The sequence below is a fragment of the Bacteroidia bacterium genome (genome assembly GCA_026932145.1).
GTDB lineage: Bacteria > Bacteroidota > Bacteroidia > J057 > JAIXKT01 > JAIXKT01.
Genome location: JAIXKT010000034.1, coordinates 13,281 through 14,738 on the forward strand (window position 1 = coordinate 13,281; position 1,458 = coordinate 14,738).

General features: G+C 40.4%; 1 protein-coding gene. It reads right to left on the reverse strand.

The features are described from left to right. Positions 1-63 precede the first annotated feature (63 nt). Positions 64-930, reverse strand: coding sequence for an acetyltransferase (locus tag LC115_08120; GenBank protein ID MCZ2356637.1), 867 nt, complete (start codon positions 928-930; stop codon positions 64-66). Positions 931-1,458 lie beyond the last annotated feature (528 nt).

Below are 1,458 nucleotides of genomic sequence, written 5' to 3' on the forward strand. Positions count from 1 at the left end.
GCTTGGGATGTGCGCCGAGTCCCCAGCGTCAGGTGCACGCTGTGTTAGGCGCGTTGTTTAAATTTATAGATATTTATCTCCTTCTTGTCTTGTGCGGATAACTTTAGCGGGAGTGCCATATGCAACGCAATAGTCTGGTATATCATTTAATACGACAGATCCCGCGCCAATTACTGTATGCTTGCCTATATTCCGGTTGTGAATAATATTAGCCCCAAGCGATATAGAACTAAATGCGTCTATCTTCACATTTCCTCCAGTTGTTGCGTTAGGAGCGAGACTTGAGAAATTACCCATAATACAATCATGGTCAAGGGAAGCTTTTGTATTGATGATACAAAAAGTTCCGATTTCACAGTCGCTATTTACAACTGATTCTGCTGTGGCTATTGTACCCTTGCCAATGATTGCGCCTCTAGCGAGTTGAACTGATGGATGAAAGGTGCTTACAAAGTTAAGCGTGGGGGATATTTTTTCTATCTTTTTTGCCATTAGATGGCGTTGCCAGTTGTCTCCGATGGCGATAAAACTGCCGAATAAATTATATTTCTTTGAAAGTATTGGTAGATCTTCTTCTGTGCCGAGAATCTGATAATTAAAAACCTCTTGCCCTGCTTTCTTGAAAGAATCAATTAATCCGACGATTGAAAACTTACCTTCTTTTTCAATAACATCTATTGCTACTTTAGCGTGACCTGACGAGCCTATGACTACTATTTTTTGTTTTTTGACCATTAGTTTCCAGCGCCTAACGGTTTGCGTTAGCGGCGGACGGGGGGCGGGAGTAGGAGAGTCCAAAGAGGAGAAAAAACTCAAAGCGTGAAAAATGTCTCTCGAAGCCGCCGAATCCCCGCCGTCCGCTGCACGCTTTGTTAGTGCGCTCGATGTTGCGGAACGGATATAGCCTAAAAACAGAACGCCGCCTTTCATAGACTTGATTTTACACGCACGCCAATTTTTTACAATCCCGACTTTATGTCTCGGCAGGCTCGACAACCACCAACGAAACTAACGCTGAATTGAAATAACCTGAAAGCCGAGAACTTGCTAAAACTTTTGCCGAGAAACTGACTTTGCCAAAAATAAATTTTGCCAGAAGAAACGAACACAGCCCAAGAACCCAAATAAAACTTGTCAAAATATTTGCTGAAAAAATACAGAAAATTTTGGAAACCTGATTTTACAGAAAAGAATTTAAGCCATGAAAAACGAACTTTGCCGAATAAAACTGCTGACTTACCGAAACTTAATTGAAAACCACGAACTTATTTTGGAAACCTGACCAAAATTTGAAACCGACATGACTTTGGAAATTACGCTTGCGAAAAAACTTTTGTTTTTAGAGACCTGAATTTCTGATAAAGAAAAACTTAATTTTGGAGACTTAAATTCTGTTTGCATAAAACTTTATTTTTGGAAACGACTAACAACCTATGTTTACAAGAGGCGCACTAACGG